We start from the raw sequence: 4311 nt of genomic DNA, 5'->3' as shown, positions 1-4311 counted from the left end.
CTTTTCGTTAAATTCGCTTGTTTTAATAGATTGGCGATAGGCAATAACCCATCTTGCGAAGACAATTTAACCTCCGGCATTTCATCGGGCATGGCCCCCTTTTGAAAGCGCGCGATAAAATTATCCTGCGCTTTATGAGCATCTGATTCTGAATGAAAACGGGCTACGATTTCCTGGGCCAATATAAATTTAATATCTCGGGGATTAGCTCCATGCTGCACGTTTTTTTGGAATTCCTCAATGTCAGAAACTGGACGAAAGCTCAGCAATTCAAAGTATCGCCACATTAGCTCATCGGAAATAGACATGACTTTTCCAAAAATTTCGTCTGGTGCCTCATCAACGCCGATATAGTTGCCAAGAGACTTGGACATCTTTTTCACACCGTCCAATCCTTCAAGTAACGGCGTAGTAATTACTACTTGCGGAACCTGGCCTTGTTCCTTTTGCAGCTCCCGTCCCACTAATAGATTAAATTTTTGATCGGTACCGCCTAACTCGATATCAGCTTTAAGTTCCACAGAATCCCAACCCTGAATCAGAGGATAGAGGAATTCGTGGACAGCAATTGACTGCCCACTCTTAAATCGCTTGTTGAAATCGTCTCGCTCTAGCATACGCGCAACGTTATATTTAGCCGCAAGGCGAATCATATCCGTTGCGTTTTTCTTATTCATCCAATCGGAATTGTGAACAACTTCCGTTTTTTCTTTATCGAGGACTTTAAATACTTGCGCTTCGTAGGTTTTAGCGTTTTCACGCGCCTCCTCAAATGATAACGGTGGACGTGTTGCACTTTTACCGGTGGGATCTCCAATCATTGCGGTAAAATCACCGATCAACAAAATGGCATGGTGTCCCAGGTCCTGGAACTCTTTTAGTTTGTTGATTAGAACAGTATGACCCAGATGGATATCTGGCGCGGTAGGATCAAAACCACATTTAACCCGCAGCGGTTTCCCCTTTTTTAATTTATCACGAAGCTCATCCTCGAGCAGAATTTCCTCTGTACCACGTCTCAATAATTCAATGGTTTTTTCTACATCACTCATCTAGTAGCTCTCGACCAAAAATTGTGAAATGGCGATATTATATGAACCTCCCGGAAATGGTAACCTAATTGCATAAATGATTTGTGATTTGGCTTGTAAATATTGCTTATTAAATAACCAATTACTGGTGATGAATCGACGAAAATTCGGCCATCATTAAATCTCAAAACTGTGATAGAATTCCTCGCTCCTAGGAGTGATAAGTAGGTAAGATATATATCGTTTCTTGAAATACTATAGCTGCTTTAATAGTTATTTTGATATATCTTTTATTGAGATAATTATTGCTAGATTTTTACCTACGTAGATGCGTATACTGAGTCCACTGAACACGACGTGTTCAATTTAGTCGGTAGTAATCTTTTCGTGAGTAGACATATGGCACATAGTCCTGTCATCCAACAAAATTTCAAACCTAAGGGAAGAACTCCTCGCAAACGCGTACCTTATGCCCATTGGGTCATTCTGGTTGCTAGCGTGGCATTGTTCGGTGTAATTTTCTTTTTAATATCTGACATAGCCGTTGCAACACGTGCTAATTCACTGGTTTCTCAAAATAAACCGGCCAGTTTTCAGCAAGTATCTTTGCACGACAAGATCAACTTGCCACTTGAAATTCCATCTTACGATGAATCTGCAGTTGATGGCTCGTTTGATGTACCTGAAGTTAACTGGAAGAGCGTCAAAGTAAAAAAAGGCGATACACTGGCGACCATCTTTTCAAGACTTAAACTTAATCCAAAAGAACTTCATAAGATTGTCCGCCTCGGAAAACCAACCGCAAAATTAAAACGCCTTATTCCCGGGGAAGAACTTAAATTCCTGATCGTAGACAGAGAGCTGCGTGAACTGGTTTACGTCATTAACAACGCACAATCACTGCACGTAGTAAAAAGCGGTGATTCATATACTGCTTCTGACGTACAGCTTGAACTGAACAAACGTATTGCCTACGCGGCCGGAAAAATTGAAAGCTCTCTTTTTATAGCCGCTCAGGAAGCCGGAATTCCCGGCAGCATGACTATGGAATTGGCCAACATTTTTAACTGGGATATCGACTTTGTTTTAGACGTGAAAACCGGAGACCGATTCTCGTTAATCTACGAAGAATATTTTCTGGATGGGAAGAAAGTTCGAAATGGTGACATACTCGCTGCCGAGTTTGTTAATAAGGGCAACACCTATCGTGCCGTACGTTATGTAGATAGCAATGGCCGAGCCGAATATTTTACACCGGAAGGCAAGAGCATGCGCAAACGTTTCTTACGAACTCCGGTAGATTTCACCCGTATCAGTTCAAAATTTGGAAAACGTTTTCATCCAGTACTCAACCGTATGCGGCAGCATAAAGGTGTGGATTATGCCGCACCAAGAGGAACACCAATCAAGTCCGCTGGCGATGGTAAAATTACATTTATCGGTAAAAAAGGCGGATATGGAAATACCGTCATGATCCAGCACGCTGGACGGTATAGCACTGTCTATGCACACATACAGAAATTCAAACGCGGTTTGAAGAAAGGTGCAAGAGTGAATCAGGGCGATGTTATTGGTTACGTCGGTAGTAGCGGCCTTGCAACTGGTCCTCATTTACATTACGAATTTCGTATAAATGGTATTCACCGCAATCCGCTTACGGTCAAGCTACCTGACGCTACTCCAATCACCGCAAAGTACCGTACGGACTTCCAATTAAACACACAAGGCTACTTAACTCTTCTTGATACGTTGGGTCGCACCAGTGTTGCTCTTAGCAGTTCCGCAATGACAGACCGCCGACTGTAAAAATTAAATTAAATTTAAAATAAAAAGGCCCCGATTATTCGGGGCCTTTTTATTTTAGAGATAACTCAATCTTAAAAACACGTTTAATAGAAAATTAGTCCTGAAATTATCGCTGATCAATGGGTGCATAATCTCGCTGGGGGTGCCCCGTATAAACCTGGGTAGGCCTAAAAATTCGATTATCGCCTAATTGTTCCCGCCAATGAGCAAGCCATCCTGCAGAACGGGCAATGGCAAAAATCGCAGTAAACTGATCGGCAGCTATGCCCATTTCGGAATAAAGAATACCCGAATAAAAATCCACATTGGCATATACACCTTTATGAGACAATCGATCTTCTGCAGCTTTTTCTACAGCGATCGCGGTTTCCAGCATTGGATTACTACCACCTTTCTTATCCAGCAAGTCAGTCACAAGCTTTTGTAAAATTTTTGCACGAGGATCTTTAGTTTTATATTCACGATGCCCCATGCCCCAAATTTTTTCTTTTTTCTCCAGTTTTCTACTAACGTAAGCCTCGGCATTATCAGGCGTTCCGACTTCGTTCAACATTTCTAGGACACGCTGATTCGCACCGCCATGTAAAGGACCGGATAATGCACCGATCGCCGATGCGATCACACTATAAGGACTTGCTAATGTTGAGCCATTCACTAATACGGAAAACGTCGATGCATTAATGGTGTGCTCCGCGTGTAGTATCAAGCATACATCCATGATGCGGGCAAGCAATGGGTCGGGATCTTTCTCACTGAGCATATACAAAAAATTTTCTGCGTATGATAGATCGCTCCGAGGTGGAATCGGATCGTCACCATTTCGAATGTGTTCCCACATTGCGACCATCGTGCTCATACGCGCAATAATTTTAACGGTCATGTTGTGGATGTAATCAAGATCTTCGCAGGCATCACCGCCTGTCAGACATTCGTTGCCAGCATAAAACATTCCGAGGCTAGCTACAGCCGTTTGCAGCATTTCCATGGGATGGCCCATGGGTGGCAAAGTTTTCATTAGATCGCGAATGTTATATTTCACTCGCCGATTCTCTTTCAATTGAGCGTCAAAATTTGCCAGCTTTTCGCGATCCGGTAACTCGCCGTCAAGCAGTAAAAGTGTGGTTTCTTCAAATGAACTATGTGCTGCCAACTGTTCGATAGGATAACCGCGATAGGATAATATGCCCTTCTCGCCATCAATATCTGAAATATTCGATTTTGTTGCCGGCACGCCAGCCAAGCCTGGTAAATAGTCACTCATTCTGCATCCTTTACATACTTTGAGTTTCTGAATGGATAGTTGTAAAAACAAAGGAGCCAATGGCCCCCAGGAAATTTCCGGCAATATACTAAATAACGATTTTCAGCAATTTATGTTATTCAGACGACCAAGTGAATAGTTCGTTGCAATATCGGAAAGGGCTACTTGTTAGTATATTTATTTTTCGAATTAAGTATTCTTTATATTGAAAAT

At 42.2% G+C, this 4311-nt stretch carries 3 protein-coding genes; 1 reads left to right on the top strand and 2 read right to left on the bottom strand.

Annotated elements, in window-relative coordinates; translation table 11 throughout:
* Positions 1-1052 (bottom strand): tyrosine--tRNA ligase (tyrS, locus tag ACWVCM_RS02455; protein ID WP_455200117.1); only part of this gene is annotated, 1052 nt, incomplete at its 3' end.
* A gap of 378 nt (positions 1053-1430) precedes the next feature.
* Between tyrS and ACWVCM_RS02450 the strand changes: the two genes are divergently transcribed.
* The gene (locus tag ACWVCM_RS02450; protein ID WP_455200116.1) at positions 1431-2837 is read left to right on the top strand and encodes an OapA family protein; all 1407 of its coding nucleotides are present in this window, start codon (positions 1431-1433) and stop codon (positions 2835-2837) included.
* Between the two features lie 106 nt (positions 2838-2943).
* Here ACWVCM_RS02450 and ACWVCM_RS02445 read toward each other — a convergent pair whose 3' ends face one another.
* Entirely contained in the window at positions 2944-4098 is a 1155-nt protein-coding gene (locus ACWVCM_RS02445) for a citrate synthase (protein ID WP_455200115.1), read from the bottom strand.
* Positions 4099-4311: the final 213 nt, after the last annotated feature.

It is taken from the genome of Kaarinaea lacus (genome assembly GCF_975902315.1).
Note: the sequence above shows the minus strand (reverse complement) of the source record. Positions and strands in the feature narration are given on the sequence as shown.